Origin of the sequence: Mycobacterium paraterrae (assembly GCF_022430545.2) — a bacterium.
Lineage (GTDB): Bacteria > Actinomycetota > Actinomycetes > Mycobacteriales > Mycobacteriaceae > Mycobacterium > Mycobacterium paraterrae.
The window spans coordinates 4,279,453-4,294,348 of sequence record NZ_CP092488.2 but is presented as its reverse complement, the minus strand read 5'-3'; the positions used below and the strand labels follow the sequence as shown (position 1 = coordinate 4,294,348).

At 66.3% G+C, this 14,896-nt stretch carries 16 protein-coding genes; 5 read left to right on the top strand and 11 right to left on the bottom strand.

Annotation, left to right across the window (positions count from 1 at the left end; genetic code table 11):
• Position 1 precedes the first annotated feature (1 nt).
• From zwf to MKK62_RS20830, 9 genes are all read right to left on the bottom strand, one after another.
• Positions 2-1,405 carry a glucose-6-phosphate dehydrogenase gene (zwf, locus tag MKK62_RS20870; RefSeq protein WP_240264023.1) on the bottom strand — a complete coding sequence of 468 codons (1,404 nt, stop codon included), beginning with the start codon at positions 1,403-1,405 and terminating at the stop codon, positions 2-4.
• Positions 1,406-1,546: 141 nt separating this feature from the next.
• Positions 1,547-1,768: a hypothetical protein gene (locus MKK62_RS20865; RefSeq protein ID WP_240258052.1), complete on the bottom strand. Its 222-nt coding sequence runs from the start codon at positions 1,766-1,768 to the stop codon at positions 1,547-1,549.
• 106 nt (positions 1,769-1,874) lie between these two features.
• Positions 1,875-2,222, bottom strand: coding sequence for a metal-sulfur cluster assembly factor (locus MKK62_RS20860; RefSeq protein ID WP_240258053.1), 348 nt, complete (start codon positions 2,220-2,222; stop codon positions 1,875-1,877).
• Positions 2,219-2,680: a Fe-S cluster assembly sulfur transfer protein SufU gene (sufU, locus tag MKK62_RS20855; RefSeq protein WP_240258054.1), complete on the bottom strand. Its 462-nt coding sequence runs from the start codon at positions 2,678-2,680 to the stop codon at positions 2,219-2,221. Before sufU ends, MKK62_RS20860 begins: the two co-directional genes overlap by 4 nt.
• Positions 2,681-2,686: 6 nt before the next feature.
• Positions 2,687-3,949, bottom strand: coding sequence for a cysteine desulfurase (locus tag MKK62_RS20850; RefSeq protein ID WP_240258055.1), 1,263 nt, complete (start codon positions 3,947-3,949; stop codon positions 2,687-2,689).
• Position 3,950: 1 nt separating this feature from the next.
• Positions 3,951-4,730, bottom strand: a complete 780-nt coding sequence (gene sufC / locus MKK62_RS20845; protein WP_240258056.1) for a Fe-S cluster assembly ATPase SufC — start codon at positions 4,728-4,730, stop codon at positions 3,951-3,953.
• Positions 4,727-5,917 (bottom strand): Fe-S cluster assembly protein SufD, encoded by a 1,191-nt coding sequence (gene sufD / locus MKK62_RS20840; RefSeq protein WP_240258057.1) that lies wholly within the window; start codon positions 5,915-5,917, stop codon positions 4,727-4,729. The genes sufC and sufD overlap by 4 nt, the downstream gene beginning before the upstream one ends.
• Complete coding sequence (gene sufB / locus MKK62_RS20835) at positions 5,917-7,368, bottom strand: Fe-S cluster assembly protein SufB (RefSeq protein WP_240258058.1); 1,452 nt, start codon at positions 7,366-7,368, stop codon at positions 5,917-5,919. Before sufB ends, sufD begins: the two co-directional genes overlap by 1 nt.
• The gene (locus tag MKK62_RS20830) at positions 7,365-8,177 is read right to left on the bottom strand and encodes a helix-turn-helix transcriptional regulator (RefSeq protein ID WP_240258059.1); all 813 of its coding nucleotides are present in this window, start codon (positions 8,175-8,177) and stop codon (positions 7,365-7,367) included. The genes sufB and MKK62_RS20830 overlap by 4 nt, the downstream gene beginning before the upstream one ends.
• 76 nt (positions 8,178-8,253) lie before the next feature.
• On the opposite strand from MKK62_RS20830, the gene mptB reads away from it, so the two are divergent.
• From mptB to MKK62_RS20815, 3 genes are all read left to right on the top strand, one after another.
• Complete coding sequence (gene mptB, locus MKK62_RS20825) at positions 8,254-9,963, top strand: polyprenol phosphomannose-dependent alpha 1,6 mannosyltransferase MptB (RefSeq protein ID WP_240258060.1); 1,710 nt, start codon at positions 8,254-8,256, stop codon at positions 9,961-9,963.
• Positions 9,960-10,892, top strand: a complete 933-nt coding sequence (locus MKK62_RS20820; RefSeq protein WP_240258061.1) for an ABC transporter ATP-binding protein — start codon at positions 9,960-9,962, stop codon at positions 10,890-10,892. Before mptB ends, MKK62_RS20820 begins: the two co-directional genes overlap by 4 nt.
• A gap of 118 nt (positions 10,893-11,010) precedes the next feature.
• The gene (locus tag MKK62_RS20815; RefSeq protein ID WP_240264024.1) at positions 11,011-11,721 is read left to right on the top strand and encodes an ABC transporter permease; all 711 of its coding nucleotides are present in this window, start codon (positions 11,011-11,013) and stop codon (positions 11,719-11,721) included.
• A 77-nt stretch (positions 11,722-11,798) separates the two neighbouring features.
• Here MKK62_RS20815 and MKK62_RS20810 read toward each other — a convergent pair whose 3' ends face one another.
• Entirely contained in the window at positions 11,799-12,593 is a 795-nt protein-coding gene (locus tag MKK62_RS20810; protein WP_240258062.1) for an MBL fold metallo-hydrolase, read from the bottom strand.
• Between the two features lie 73 nt (positions 12,594-12,666).
• On the opposite strand from MKK62_RS20810, the gene MKK62_RS20805 reads away from it, so the two are divergent.
• Both MKK62_RS20805 and MKK62_RS20800 read left to right on the top strand, forming a co-directional pair.
• Positions 12,667-13,287 carry a TetR/AcrR family transcriptional regulator gene (locus MKK62_RS20805; RefSeq protein WP_240258063.1) on the top strand — a complete coding sequence of 207 codons (621 nt, stop codon included), beginning with the start codon at positions 12,667-12,669 and terminating at the stop codon, positions 13,285-13,287.
• Positions 13,288-13,298: 11 nt separating this feature from the next.
• Positions 13,299-14,261, top strand: coding sequence for a COX15/CtaA family protein (locus tag MKK62_RS20800; protein WP_434084974.1), 963 nt, complete (start codon positions 13,299-13,301; stop codon positions 14,259-14,261).
• Here MKK62_RS20800 and MKK62_RS20795 read toward each other — a convergent pair.
• The gene (locus MKK62_RS20795; RefSeq protein WP_240264025.1) at positions 14,211-14,885 is read right to left on the bottom strand and encodes a DcsG N-terminal domain-containing protein; all 675 of its coding nucleotides are present in this window, start codon (positions 14,883-14,885) and stop codon (positions 14,211-14,213) included. The two genes, MKK62_RS20800 and MKK62_RS20795, sit on opposite strands and share 51 nt — an antisense overlap.
• Between the last annotated feature and the right edge of the window lie 11 nt (positions 14,886-14,896).

Genomic DNA, 14,896 nt, shown 5'->3' with positions numbered 1-14,896 from the left:
GTTACTTCTTTCCGCGCCAACCGCGTTCGAACGGCAAACGCCATGCGCGCGGCGCGATCAGCGGGTGGACGGCGTTAGGACCCCACGAGTCGATGTCGTAACTGCGGACCGGCGGCGGGTCCTCGAGCAGCGGTGCCGAGACCTCCCAGAGCCGTTCGATGCCTTCCGCGGTGTTGTACAACGTCCGGTCGCCACGCATCGCGTCCAGGATCAGTCGTTCGTAGGCCTCGAGGACGTCACCGGCATGCCCGGTCTCCTCCATGGTGAACTGCAGGCTCAGCTTGTCCAGCTTCATGCCGGGTCCCGGCCGCTTGCCGTAGAAGGACAGCGACATCCGGGATACGTCGGCGAGGTCGAAGGTCAGGTGGTCCGGACCCTTTTGTCCCACACCGGATCCCGGCGGGAACATGCTGCGCGGCGGCTCGTGGAACGCGATCGAGATGATGCGCTGCCCCTCGGCCAGTCCCTTGCCGGTGCGCAGGAAGAACGGGACGCCGGCCCAACGCCAGTTGTCGATTTCGCATTTGAGCGCGATGAACGTCTCGGTATCCGACTCAGGCGAGACGCCGGGCATGTCGCGGTAGCCGCGGTACTGGCCGCGTACCACCTGGCTCGGGTCGAGAAGACGCATCGAGCGGAAGACCTTGTTCTTCTCGCTGCTGATCGCCTCTGACGCCAGTTCAGTGGGTGGCTCCATTGCGACGAAGGCAAGGATCTGGAACAGGTGGGTGACCACCATGTCTTTGAAAGCCCCGACCGCCTCGTAGAACTGGGCGCGGTTCTCGACGGTGAGTCGCTCTGGCACGTCGATCTGAATGTGGTCGATGAATTGGCGATTCCAGATCGGCTCGAAGAGGCCGTTGGCAAACCGGAACGCAAGGATGTTCTGGGCGGCTTCCTTGCCGAGGAAGTGGTCGATCCGGAAGATCTGCTCCTCGTCGAACCGCTCGTGAATAGCCTTGTTGAGGTCCCGCGCGCTTTCCAGGTCGACGCCGAACGGCTTTTCCATGATGACGCGGGAGTTCTCTGCGAGGTCCGCCTTGTGCAGGGTGTCCATCACCGACAACACCGCCTTGGGCGGGACACTCAGGTAGTGCAGCAGCCGGACGTCGTCGCCGCCGAGCGCTTCGGTCTGCTCGGCGACCGCGCTGGCCAGCGCCTCCGGTCCGGCCTGCTGCGGAACAAAGGTCAAGTTGCTGATGAACTGCTCGCAGAGTTCGTCGGTGACCTTGTGATGGGCGAACTCCTTGCACGCCTTCTGCGCCAGCTTGCGGAAAGCATCGCTGTCGATCTCGTCGAGCGACGTGCCGATCACCCGCATCTCGGGAGCCAGTTTCGAGCACGACAGGTGAAGCAGACCCGGTAACAGCTTGCGTTGTGCCAGATCGCCCGTGGCGCCGAACATCACGACGACGTGCGGAGGAACTTCGCTTCCCGGCGGCGTGATCTCGCGTGCTTTCTTGGCGTCCGTCACCTTCACGATGTTAGCCAAGGCCGGTGCGATTCAAACCCTGCGCAGGTGAACAGTAATGAGCGGGGGCAGCGGCTACGGAACCCGGTACCAGCCCTTGTTGTCGCCATACGCCCAACCGCACGGCGCAAGCTCCCACTTGGTGCCGTCGTCGCCGCCCATCACGTTGCACAACGGCCCGCCCGACGGAGGTGAGTCGGTCGGTGCCGGCTTAGGGTCGTCATCGGCGTACGCCACGCCGCTGCTCATACCCAGCGCAGCGACACACGCCGCCAGCATCACCAGTTTCTTCGTCATCGAGCGGTCCCCTTTCCATTCGGTCCCACAATTTTGCGTGGAAGTTCCCACTCTCGCGACTTTTAACCAGTGAAAATCGGCGCTTTAACCGGACGTTTACAGCACGTCAGACGGTAAACCCCAGGGCGCGCAGCTGATCGCGGCCGTCATCGGTGATCTTGTCCGGGCCCCACGGCGGGTTCCACACCCAATTGATCCGCAACTCGTCGACCAGCCCCGCACCGATCAGCGCGCTTCGGGATTGATCCTCGATGACGTCGGTGAGCGGGCAGGCCGGCGACGTCAGCGTCATGTCGATCAGCGCGACGGTGCCCTCCTCCGCTTCCTCGAGGTTCACGCCATACACCAGCCCGAGATCGACGACGTTGATACCCAACTCGGGGTCGACGACGTCGCGCATCGCTTCCTCGATGTCACCGAGCAGTTCGTCGTCCGGCGCCACAATTTCACTCATCTGTTGACCTCCTCAACGTCGTGACTTGCTTGGGCCAGCGCATCTTTGAACGCCATCCAGCCCAGCAGTGCGCACTTGACCCGGGCCGGGTACTTCGCAACTCCGGCGAACGCCACCCCGTCGCCCAACACGTCTTCGTCGCCCTCGACGTTCCCACGCGAGGACACCATTTCGTTGAACGCCGTCACCGTCTTCAACGCCTGTCCGACGCTTTGGCCGATGACCTGCTCGGTGAGCACCGAGGTGGCGGCCTGACTGATCGAGCAGCCCTGCCCGTCGTACGAGACGTCTTCGACGGTCTCCCCGTCCTCTGAGAGCGCCACGCGCAGCGTGATCTCGTCGCCGCAGGTCGGATTCTTGTGATAGACCTCCGCGCCGAACGGTTCGCGCAGACCGCGATGCTGCGGGTGCTTGTAGTGATCGAGGATCACTTCTTGATACATCTGCTCGAGGCGCATGTCGGCTCACACCCTGCCGAAGAAGTCGATGGCACGGCGCACGCCGGCCACCAGCCGGTCGACTTCGTCCATGGTGTTGTAGACCGCGAACGACCCGCGCGCCGTCGCTGCGACGTCGAATCGCCGATGCAGCGGCATCGCGCAGTGGTGCCCCACCCGGATGGCCACGCCGTCGTCGTCGAGCACCTGGCCCACGTCGTGGGCGTGCACACCGTCGACCACGAAAGACACTGGCGAGCCTCGATTTTCCATCGACGTCGGCCCGATGATCCGCACTTCGTCGATGCCGCGCAATCCCTCGATCGCGGCGGCCACCAACTCGCGTTCGTGGGCTTCGACCGCATCCATGCCGAGCGCACCGAGGTAACGGGTCGCCGCACCTAGTCCGACGACCTGCGAGGTCATCGGTGTGCCGGCCTCGAAGCGTTGCGGTGGCGCGGTAAAGGTGGTTGCGTCCATGCTGACGGTCTCGATCATGGAGCCGCCGGTGATGAAAGGCGGCAACGCATTGAGCAGTTCGGCTCGCCCATAGAGCACACCAATTCCGTTGGGCCCCAACATCTTGTGCCCAGAGAACGCGGCGAAGTCGACGCCGAAGGCGTGGAAGTCGACGGGCTGGTGCGGCACCGACTGGCAGGCGTCGAGCACCGTCAAAGCTCCGACCGCTTTGGCCCGTTCCACCAGCTCGGCGACCGGGGCGATCGCGCCGGTGACATTCGAGTGATGGCTGAACGTCACCACTTTGACGCTGCTGTCGAGCTGCAGTGACTCCAGGTCAATCCGGCCGTCGTCCGTGACGCTGTACCAACGCAGCGTGGCGCCGGTCCGGCGGGCCAGCTCCTGCCACGGGACAAGGTTCGCGTGGTGCTCGAGCTCGGTGGTGACGATGACATCACCGGGGCCGACTACACCATCGAAACGGTTGTCGCCCAGCACATATGAGACCAGGTTGAGCGCTTCGGTGGCATTCTTGGTGAACACCAGCTCGTCGGGGTCGGCGCCGACGAATGCCGCGATGTCAGAGCGGCCCTGCTCATAGGCATCTGTCGCCTCCTCCATCAGCTGATGCGCGCCGCGGTGCACCCCTCCGTTGGAGGTGAGGATGAACTCCCGCTCGGCGTCCAAGACCTGAATCGGACGCTGCGACGTCGCGCCAGAGTCCAGGTAGGCCAACTGGTTGCCGCCCCGCATGACCCGGCTCAGGATCGGGAAGTCGGCCCGAATCGCCGCGACATCCAGCGTCGTGGGACGAGTGGCCGAGACCGTCATGTCAGGCCCCCGAAGCGGCGGCCGTGTGACTCGTGAAGCGCTCATAGCCGTTCTCTTCGAGCTCGTCGGCAAGTTCCGGACCGCCGGACTCGATGATCCGGCCGCCGACGAAGACGTGGACGAACTGCGGACGGATGTAGCGCAAGATCCGGGTGTAGTGCGTAATCAGCAGAATGCCGCCGTGTTCGGCTTCGGCGTAGCGGTTGACGCCCTCACTGACCACGCGCAGCGCGTCGACATCCAGACCGGAGTCGGTTTCGTCGAGGATCGCGATCTTCGGCTTCAGGAGTCCGAGCTGCAGGATCTCGTGGCGCTTCTTCTCGCCGCCGGAGAACCCTTCGTTGACGCTACGTTCGCCGAAGGCCTGGTCGATGTCCAGTTCCTCCATGGCGGCCTTGACCTCTTTGACCCAGTGCCGCAGCTTCGGTGCGTCACCGCGGACCGCTGTGGCGGCCGAACGCAGGAAGTTCGACATGGACACACCGGGCACCTCGACTGGGTATTGCATGGCCAGGAACAGCCCGGCGCGGGCGCGCTCGTCGACGCTCATGGCCAGCACGTCCTGACCGTCGAGTGTGATCGAGCCGGACGTGACGCGGTACTTGGGGTGCCCGGCGATCGCATACGACAGCGTCGACTTGCCGGAGCCGTTGGGACCCATCACCGCGTGGGTCTCGCCTGAGCGGATCGTCAGGTCGACGCCGTTGAGGATGCCGATATCGTCGCCGTCCGTGGCGTTTTCGACGCTGACGTGGAGGTCTTTGATTTCCAGGGTTGTCATGATGCGGTGGTTCTCGATTCGGTAATGGCCAGTTCGTGTTCGATGGCTGCGGTCAGGCGTTCACGGATGTCGGGTACCGCGATCTTGGCGATGATCTCGTTGAAGAAGCCGCGGACCACCAGTCTGCGGGCCTGCTCTTCAGGGATGCCGCGGGCACGTAGGTAGAACAGTTGCTCGTCGTCGAATCTTCCGGTGGCACTGGCGTGCCCGGCGCCGGCGATTTCACCGGTCTCGATTTCCAGATTGGGCACCGAGTCGGCGCGGGCACCGTCGGTCAGCACCAGGTTGCGGTTGACCTCGAAGGTGTCGGTGCCGGTCGCCTCGGCCCGGATCAGCACATCGCCGATCCACACGGTGTGGGCATCCGGTCGCTTCGAGTCCGGATCACCTTGCAGCGCGCCCTTATAGAGGACGTTGGATTTGCAGTCCGGCTGCGCGTGATCGACCAGCAGGCGCGACTCCAAATGCTGCCCGTCGTCGGCGAAGTACAGACCGAGCAACTCGGCGTCACCGCCGGGCGCGGCAAAACGCACGTTGCCGGTCATCCGCACCACGTCACCGCCGAGCGTGATCGCGACGTGGCGCAGCACGGCGTCCTTGCCGAGGCGGGCGTGATGCGCGCTCACATGCACGGCGTCATCCGCCCAGTCGGCGATCCAGACGACTGTCAGCCGGGCCGCGTCACCCACGACGAATTCCAGATTGTCGGCGTAGGTTCCGCTGCCGCGCTGGTCGATGACGACGACCGCTTCGCCCAGCTCGTCGACCCGCACCTGCAAGTGCCCGTAGGCCACCGCGCCGGCGCCGGGCCCCTCCACGGTGATCTCGATCGGCTCGGCCACCTGAGTGTCGCGGTCGACGGAAACGATGGTCGCGGCGTTGAACGACGAAAAAGCTTGCGCGGCAACCCGGTCGGCGGGTACACCGCCCTGCCCGAGTCGCTCGTCACCACGGCGCACGTTCTCGACCCGCACATTGGCCGCGTCACCGACGGTGATCTTCGCCGACGCCGTGGCGTGGGCCGAACCGTCGTGCAGGCCGTGCAGGCGCTTGAGCGGGGTGAACCGCCAGAGCTCGTCGCGGCCGCCCGGCACCTCGAAGGCGTTGACGTCGAACGACGAGAACAGCTCACCCTTGTTGGCAGCGGCGAGGGCCGAACCCTCAACCGCTTCAGTCAATCCCGTCACTAGCCGACCGCGCCTTCCATTTGCAGCTCGATCAGCCGGTTGAGCTCCAGGGCGTACTCCATCGGGAGTTCCTTGGCAATCGGCTCGACGAAGCCGCGCACCACCATCGCCATCGCCTCGTCCTCGGTCAGCCCGCGGCTCATCAGGTAGAACAACTGGTTGTCGCTGACCTTGGACACGGTGGCCTCGTGCCCCATCGTGACGTCGTCCTCACGGATGTCGACGTAAGGGTAGGTGTCGCTGCGGCTGATCGTATCCACCAGCAGCGCATCACATTTCACGCTTGACCGCGAGCCGTGTGAGCCCTTGTTCACCTGCACCAGACCGCGGTAGGAGGCCCGGCCACCGCCGCGCGCGACGGACTTGGACACGATGTTGCTCGACGTGTTGGGCGCCAGGTGCAGCATCTTGGCGCCGGTGTCCTGGTGCTGACCCTCGCCGGCGAACGCGACCGACAACACCTCACCTTTGGCGTATTCACCTGTCATCCAGACCGCCGGGTACTTCATCGTGACCTTGGATCCGATGTTGCCGTCGACCCATTCCATGGTCGCGCCCGCCTCGGCCCGGGCCCGCTTGGTGACCAGGTTGTAAACGTTGTTCGACCAGTTCTGGATCGTGGTGTAGCGGCAACGGCCGCCGGGCTTGACGATGATCTCGACAACCGCGGAGTGCAGCGAGTCGCTCTTGTAGATCGGCGCGGTACAGCCCTCGACGTAGTGCACGTAGGCGCCCTCGTCGACGATAATCAGCGTCCGCTCGAATTGGCCCATGTTCTCGGTGTTGATCCGGAAGTAGGCCTGCAGCGGGATGTCGACGTGCACCCCCGGCGGGACGTAGATGAACGAACCACCACTCCACACAGCGGAATTCAGCGCCGAGAATTTGTTGTCGCCGGCCGGGATCACGGTGCCGAAGTACTGCTGGAAGATCTCGGGATGCTCACGCAACCCAGAGTCGGTGTCCAGGAAGATGACGCCCTGGGCCTCGAGGTCTTCGCGGATCGAGTGGTAGACGACCTCCGACTCGTATTGCGCCGCCACGCCTGAGACCAGTCGCTGCTTCTCCGCCTCGGGGATGCCCAGCTTGTCGTAGGTGTTGCGGATGTCCTCGGGCAGGTCGTCCCAGGTGGCGGCCTGCTTCTCGCTCGACCGCACGAAGTATTTGATGTTGTCGAAGTCGATGCCTTCGAGGTTGGACCCCCAGTTCGGCATCGGCTTGCGCTCGAAGATCCGCAGCGCCTTGAGCCGGTGCTCGAGCATCCACTCGGGCTCGCTCTTCTTGGCCGAGATGTCGCGGACCACCGCCTCCGACAGCCCACGCTGCGCGCTGGCACCGGCCACGTCGGAGTCCGACCAGCCGTAGCCGTAGCGGCCCAGCGAGGCGATCGTCTCCTCCTGGGTCAGCGTCTCGGGTACGGCCGTCTTGGCGGCCTCCGGGGTGAGGGTCATAACGACACTCCTTTGGTGCTCGTGGTGGCTTCGGCGCGGGCTGTGCGCCGAAGTTCAGTCGGTGTGGTGTCCGCCGCGGCGAGCGGCACGTGGGTGGTGCAGGCACAGTCGCCGTTGACGATTGTCGCCAGCCGCTGCACGTGAGTCCCGAGGACTTCCGCGATCGCCTGCTGCTCGGTTTCGCACAGCTCCGGGAATTCCTCGGCGACGTGCGACACCGGGCAATGATGCTGACAGATCTGCACGCCGTGGATCGGACCGCCCACCTGTGTGGTGGTTGCGACGTAGCCGGCTTTGGACAACGCGCCGGCAATCCGCTCGGCGGTCGCCTCGATCTCCTCGTCAGCGTCGGACTCGGCCGCCTCGACGTCGGACAGGATCGTGTCGATGCGGCGACGGGCGAAACTGCGGACCGCTTCTTCGCCGCCGATCTCGCGCAGCTGACGCATCGCCGCCGACGCGAGGTCGTCGTAGCTGTGGTCCAGCTTCGCCCGTCCGGTCGCGGTCAGGCGGTAACGCTTGGCCGGGCGTCCTCGTCCGGCCTGCTGCCACGGCGCGGCGGGAACGGACTCGGCCTCCCCCACGTCGATGAGGACGTCGAGGTGGCGTCGCACTCCCGCCGCCGACAGGCCGAGTCGTTCGCCGATCTGTCCGGCGGTGATAGTCCCGGACTCCAACAGCAGCCGGATGACGGCGCTGCGGGTCTGACCGTCATGCGTCGCGGCAGCGGCTGCTGCTTCGGCGCTGGAGACGGGCGGGGGGAATTTCACAACACCAGTGTGACGCAATTCTGGTGACGGGTCTAGCAAGGCTACCCTCTGCCGTGGTTGCGCTGGTCACACCTGACCTCTTCGGCGGTATTTTGTGGGCGGTTACGCTGCTGTGATGGCAGAACGCCACCATTCGCTGAGCTCGTCGATCGCCAGCCTGCATGGCGACGAGCAGGCGGTGGGCCAGCCGCTGAACGACGCCGAGGAGCGAGCGCTTCGCCGCACCCGGGTGTTCGGCGCGACGGGCACGGTCCTGATGGCCATCGGCGCGCTCGGCGCCGGGGCGCGGCCGGTAGTGCAGGACCCCACCTTCGGTGTCCGACTACTCAACCTGCCGTCCCGCATCCAGACAGTGTCGCTGACCATGACGACCACGGGGGCGACGATGATGGCGCTGGCCTGGTTGATGCTGGGCCGGTTCGCACTCGGCAACCGGCGAATGTCGCGCGGCGAACTGGACCGCACGCTGCTGCTCTGGGTGCTGCCGTTGTTGATCGCCCCGCCGATGTTCAGCAAGGACGTCTACTCCTACTTGGCGCAGAGCCAGATCGCCCGGTTGGGCCTCGACCCGTACCGGGTGGGCCCAGCGACCGGTCTGGGCTTGGGGCACGTCTTCACGTTGTCGGTCCCGAGCCTCTGGCGGGAGACACCCGCGCCCTACGGCCCGCTGTTCTTGTGGATCGGCCGCGGAATCTCGGCGCTGACCGGGGAGAACATCGTCGCCGCCGTGCTCTGCCACCGGCTGGTGGTGCTGCTCGGGGTCGGCCTGATCGTGTGGGCGACGCCGCGGCTGGCTCGTCGCTGCGGGGTTGCCGAGGTGAGTGCGCTGTGGCTGGGAGCCGCCAATCCGCTGCTGATCATGCATCTGGTCGCCGGCATCCACAACGAGGCGCCGATGCTGGGTCTGATGCTCACCGGCACCGAACTGGCCCTGCGCGGGCTGGAGACTGGGGATTCCGCCCGCCCGCTGTGGCCCCGGCCGTGGCCGCGCGCGAGCGGCGTGCGAGCCGACTGGGCGCCGCTCGGCATGCTGCTGGCCGGATCGGTGCTGATCGTGCTGTCGTCGCAGATCAAACTGCCGTCGTTGCTCGCACTGGGCTTCGTGACGATGGCGTTGGCTCAGCGTTACGGCGGCGGCCTTCGAGCGTTCTTCCTGGCCGGCGGCCTGATGGCGGTGCTGTCGCTGGCGGTGATGGCCGCCGTCGGATCGGCCAGCCGGCTGGGCTTCGGGTGGATCTACACGCTCGGCACCGCGAACGTGGTTCGCAGCTGGATGTCGCCACCGACTTTGATCGCGCTCGGTACGGGGCAGGTCGGCATTCTGTTGGGCCTCGGTGATCACACCACCGCGGTGCTGTCCCTGACCCGAGGCATCGGCGTGCTGATCATCGCCGTGATGGTCGCGTGGCTGCTGGTGTCCGTGCTCCGCGGCCGGCTGCATCCGGTCGGGGGGCTGGGGGTCGCGCTGGGCGGATGTGTGCTGCTATTCCCGGTCGTGCAACCCTGGTACCTGTTGTGGGCGATCATCCCGCTGGCGGCGTGGGCTACCCGGCCCGGCTTCCGGATTGCGGTCATCGTGGTGACGATCGTCATCGGGGTTTTCGGGCCGACAGCCAACGGCGACCGCTTCGCGCTGTTCCAGATCGTCGACGCCACGGTCGCCAGCACGGTGGTGGTGTTGCTGTTGATCGCGCTGACCTACGACCGACTCCCATGGCGGCCGCTGCCCAACGGTGACCCCACCGCTCTCGACCAGGATCCAAGACCCGACGGGCAGACCCCGCGACCCGATCCCGTGTCCGGCGCTTACGCTAAATCGTCGTGAGCCTCGCTTCCCAAACCCCCGTGCGCCTGCGCGGGGTCGTCAAGCAGTACGGCTCGACCACCGCCGTCTCTCAACTGGATCTCGAGGTGCACACCGCCGAGGTGCTGGCGCTGCTGGGCCCCAACGGTGCCGGCAAGACGACGACCGTGGAGATGTGCGAGGGATTCATCCGTCCCGATGCGGGCAACGTCGAGGTGCTCGGGCTTGATCCGATCACAGACAACGCCCGGCTGCGGCCGCGCATCGGCGTGATGCTGCAGGGCGGCGGCGGCTATCCCGCGGCCCGCGCCGGCGAGATGCTGAAACTGGTCGCGTCGTACGCCGACGATCCGCTGGATCCGGACTGGTTGCTGGCCACCTTGGGCCTGACCGACGCGGCGCGTACCACCTACCGACGGCTTTCGGGCGGTCAGCAACAGCGGCTCGCGCTGGCCTGCGCGCTGGTCGGCCGGCCGGAGCTGGTGTTCCTGGACGAGCCCACTGCCGGGATGGATGCTCAGGCCCGAATCCTGGTGTGGGAGCTGATCGATGCGCTGCGTCGCGACGGCGTCACCGTGGTCTTGACCACCCATCAGCTCAAGGAGGCCGAGGAACTCGCCGATCGGCTGGTCATCATCGACCACGGCGTGACGGTGGCGTCCGGGACCCCGGCGGAGCTGACCCGCAGCGGCGCCAAAGGGCAACTACGGTTCAGCGCTCCCCCACGGCTCGACCTGTCGCTGCTGGTGTCGGCGCTGCCTGAGGACTATCGGGCCTGCGAGTCGACGCCAGGCGAGTACCTGGTCGAGGGAACCGTCGACCCGCAGGTGCTGGCCACGGTCACCGCCTGGTGCGCACAGATCAACGTGCTCGCCACCGATTTGCGGGTGGAGCAGCGCAGTCTGGAAGACGTGTTTCTCGAATTGACCGGTCGGGAGTTGCGCTCATGAACCGCGCCGACGACGATGCAGAGCGCAGCGATGGGGAGGAGTGGCGCCATTGAACCCGCAAAATTACTTTGCTGTAGGCACTTTCGCCCCTGACCCGCGACCGGCCGCGGTGCCGAAGATGCTCGCCGCGCAGTTCGGTTTGGAGTTGAAGTTGCTGCTGCGCAACGGCGAACAACTGTTGCTGACGATGTTCATCCCGATCACACTTTTGATCGGTCTCACCCTGCTGCCGTTCGGGTCGTTCGGCGACAACCGTGCCGCCACTTTCGTCCCGGCGATCATGGCGCTGGCGGTGATCTCGACCGCATTCACCGGCCAGGCCATCGCGGTGGCTTTCGATCGGCGCTACGGCGCACTCAAGCGTCTCGGTGCCACGGCCTTGCCGGTGTGGGGCATCATCGCCGGCAAGTCGGCCGCGGTGGTGACCGTGGTGTTCCTGCAGTCGATCATTCTGGGCGCCATAGGTTTTGCGGTCGGCTGGCGGCCGCACCCACTTGGTTTGGCGCTCGGCGCGGCGGTCATTGCCTTAGGCACCGCGACGTTCGCGGCGCTCGGCCTACTGCTCGGTGGGACGCTGCGCGCCGAGATCGTGCTCGCGGTGGCCAACCTGCTGTGGTTTGTTTTCGCCGGGCTCGGCGCGCTGACCGTCGAATCCGGCATGATCGGCGCCGCCGTCAAATGGGCGGCGCGGCTCACTCCGGCCGGGGCGCTCACCGAGTCATTGTCTCGGGCGATGAGCCTGTCGGTGGACTGGTTCGGCGTCGCGGTGCTCGTCGCGTGGGCCACGCTGGCCGGACTCGGCGCCCTGCGCTGGTTTCGCTTCACCTGACGCCAGCGAGTTCGAACGTGAAAGCAGCGTCACGTTCGACGGCCAGCGTGACGGTGGCTTCACGTTGGCCACGAGCATCAGAGTTTGATCTCGTCGCCCGGCACGAGTGGTGCGGTCTCGTACGGCTCGTCAGCGGCTGCGTCGAGGAAGCGGCCGAGCTCGTCGGGCCGGGTCTGATAGAAGCCGTCGATGTGAAACCCGTCGTAATGCATGGGAATCGCCAGCTTCGCACCGAGCAGGCGGGCAGCAACGGCGGCGTGGCGGTCGTCGAGAGTCGAGGGGAACGGACTAGGTGGCTGGCAATGCGGGAAGCACACCGTCGGCCCGTTGACCGGTGTCAGGACCGCGTCGAACGGGCCGTGCCGGTGGGCGGCCCGCCACCAATAGCCGTGGTACATGCTGTCGCCGAGATGGATGATCCGCTTGCCGTCGGCCTCCACCGCCCAGGAGACCTGCGGATCGCCCAACGTGTCGACGGCGGGTATCGCGGCGATGGTGAATGGCCCGACCGTGGTCGTCTGCCAGTAGCTCATTGCCATGCGCGACAAGCGGTTGCGATCGAGCTCGGCATCCGCCTTGAGTGTCCACAGGTTTTCGTGATCGTCGCCTCCGAACGAGGTGGGATGAAGCACTGGTGCGCCCGGCCGCAGGGCGGCCGCGAGCGCGTCGGCATCGGTGTGGTCGCGGTGCAGGTGCGTGCACAACCCGGCAACGACCATGCCCGGGTATCGCGGCGGCACCACCGTCGGCATCGGCGCTTCCAGTGAGGTGCCCTCCAGCACCCCCTCGGGGCGCCCGAGCAGGTCGATGACCAGGCTCTCTCCCGCCGCTTCGATCTCGAACCCTGCCCAGCCGAGCCAACGCACCTTCATCGGCATCCTCTCGTAAATTTAGCGAACAGCCGATCGCTAAATTAGCATACAGCCGTTCGGTAAAGTGGGGAGGATGAGGAATTCGGCGGAGGTCGCGCTCGAGACCCGCGAGCGCATCGTGACGGCGGGTGTCGCCCAGTCGTCAGGCGACGGCCTGGGTGGCATCACCCTGGGGTCACTCGCGGAGACGCTCGGCATGAGCAAGGCGGGGGTTGTCGGCCCCTTCGGCTCCCGGCAAGAGCTCCAACTCGCTGTGGTCGCGAAAGTGGGCGAGATGTTCACCGGCGCCGTGGTCGAGCCCGGCTTGCACCGCCCGGCGGGATTGCCGCGGCTCAAGACGGTGGTCGACCACTGGTGCAGCTACCTGGCCGACGGCCCGTTCCCGAACGGATGCTTCATGACGGCGGCGTCGTGCGAAGTCGACGGACAACCCGGTGAGCTTCGAAATGCCGTGCAGCACCTCGTCCGTCAATGGCGAGGCTTCCTGCGCGAGCTGGTGGTGACGGCCCAGACCGCCGGCGAGCTGCGCGACGACGTCGATCCCGACGACCTGGTGTCCGCGCTCAATGGCTTCGCGATGTCGGCCAATCAGGAGATCCAACTGCTCGGCGACCGAGGCGCGGGCCGGCGGGCCAAGCGGCTCATGCTGGCCCATGTCGACGCCTCAGCCCCGAGATCCAGCCCTACTACGTGACGTAGTTTTCATTGCCCTACGATCGGGCGATGCCTATCGGGCAATCACTGCGGCGGTTGTCGCGACCGAGTCTGCACGCTCAGCGAGTCATCGCGGCCCTGGTGATCCTGTCCCAGGGCGGCATCGCCGTCACCGGGGCGATCGTCCGCGTCACCGCGTCGGGGTTGGGCTGTCCTACCTGGCCGCAGTGCTTCCCGGGCAGCTTCACGCCCGTCGCGCACTCCGAGGTGCCCCGGATCCACCAAGCCGTCGAATTCGGCAACCGCATGATCACCTTCGCCGTGGTCCTCACCGCGGTGCTGGCGGTGCTGGCGGTAATCCGTGCTCACCGACGGCGCGAGGTGCTGGTGTACGCCTGGTTGATGCCGGCGTCGACGGTGCTGCAGGCGGTGATCGGGGGCATCACGGTACGAACCGGACTGCTCTGGTGGACGGTCGCGATCCATCTGCTGACGTCGATGCTGATGGTGTGGTTGTCGGTGTTGTTGTTCGTCAAAGTCGGCCAGCCCGACGACGGGGCCGTTGACTCGCGGGTCCCGAGACCGTTGCGAATGCTGACCGCGCTGAGCGCGCTGACGCTGGCCGCGGTCTTACTGGCCGGGACGCTCGTCACTGCCGCCGGCCCGCACGCCGGTGACACCAGCCCTAACCGGACAGTGCCGCGACTCCGGATCGAAATCACCACGCTGGTGCATGCGCACACCTCGCTGTTGATCGCCTATTTGGCGCTCCTGATCGGACTGGGATTCGGGCTGCTCGCCGTGCACGCACCGCGGCCGGTGTTGATGCGGCTGACCGTGCTGGTAGCGGCGGTGTTCGGTCAGGCCGCGGTCGGGACCGTGCAGTTCTTCACCGGCGTGCCGGCGGCCCTGGTGGCGGTCCACGTCGCCGGGGCGGCGATCTGCACGGCAGCCACCGCAGCGCTATGGGCGTCGATGCGAGAGCGGACCCAGGTCCAATCGGTCGAGGGCTGACTCGACGCAGAGCGCGAACTGACGCTGCGCGTCTTCGCGGGCGTCGTCGCCGAGCAACGTCCAACCCAGAAACGGCGCTACCAGGTCCAACTCGGCGAGTTCGGCGTCGCCGGCGTCTTCGACCACGTCCGCGCGGGCATACAGCAGCTCCTCCACTCCGATACCGACGTGGTCGGCCGCGGCCTGCAGGGCGGCTTGCCCGAGTTCCCAGAGCTCGAAATCGGCGTCCACCACCGCATTCTCGACGAACGCGTGAGACTGCACTCCCCCGAGAAACACCAGCGCCGTGCGTACCGCAGCGCGCGAGGGGCGGCGACCGCGCAACACAGGTACGCCGGCGCGGCCAAGGTCGCGCTGATGACGGCGGCCGACGTTCCAGGCGACGACCTCTGGCGCATTGAGCAGGTTGGCCACCCGCGTCGTCCATGCCAAAAACTCGGCGCGATCGCTGCTATCCCGAAGGATCACCAGGTCGGCGTCCAGCGTGCGCGGATCGTCCCAGGCCAACCAGTGCGCGTGCAGGCCACGCCGACGCAGTGCCCCCTCCAGACCGGCATCGTCACCGTCCGCAGAGCCGGCCAGCACGATCCGGGGATGACGAATGTCTGGACGGGCCAACTTCATGCGGACTCCAT

Excerpts from the sequence above, each read along its gene's own strand:
- MKK62_RS20815 (WP_240264024.1), top strand. The coding sequence starts at position 11,011 with ATGCTCGCCGCGCAGTTCGGTTTGGAGTTGAAGTTGCTGCTGCGCAAC.
- zwf (WP_240264023.1), bottom strand. The coding sequence starts at position 1,405 with ATGTTCGGCGCCACGGGCGATCTGGCACAACGCAAGCTGTTACCGGGT.
- MKK62_RS20865 (WP_240258052.1), bottom strand. The coding sequence starts at position 1,768 with ATGACGAAGAAACTGGTGATGCTGGCGGCGTGTGTCGCTGCGCTGGGT.
- MKK62_RS20795 (WP_240264025.1), bottom strand. The coding sequence starts at position 14,885 with ATGAAGTTGGCCCGTCCAGACATTCGTCATCCCCGGATCGTGCTGGCC.
- mptB (WP_240258060.1), top strand. The coding sequence starts at position 8,254 with ATGGCAGAACGCCACCATTCGCTGAGCTCGTCGATCGCCAGCCTGCAT.
- MKK62_RS20810 (WP_240258062.1), bottom strand. The coding sequence starts at position 12,593 with ATGAAGGTGCGTTGGCTCGGCTGGGCAGGGTTCGAGATCGAAGCGGCG.
- sufU (WP_240258054.1), bottom strand. The coding sequence starts at position 2,680 with ATGCGCCTCGAGCAGATGTATCAAGAAGTGATCCTCGATCACTACAAG.
- sufB (WP_240258058.1), bottom strand. The coding sequence starts at position 7,368 with ATGACCCTCACCCCGGAGGCCGCCAAGACGGCCGTACCCGAGACGCTG.
- MKK62_RS20860 (WP_240258053.1), bottom strand. The coding sequence starts at position 2,222 with ATGAGTGAAATTGTGGCGCCGGACGACGAACTGCTCGGTGACATCGAG.
- MKK62_RS20850 (WP_240258055.1), bottom strand. The coding sequence starts at position 3,949 with ATGACGGTCTCGGCCACTCGTCCCACGACGCTGGATGTCGCGGCGATT.
- sufC (WP_240258056.1), bottom strand. The coding sequence starts at position 4,730 with ATGACAACCCTGGAAATCAAAGACCTCCACGTCAGCGTCGAAAACGCC.
- MKK62_RS20805 (WP_240258063.1), top strand. The coding sequence starts at position 12,667 with ATGAGGAATTCGGCGGAGGTCGCGCTCGAGACCCGCGAGCGCATCGTG.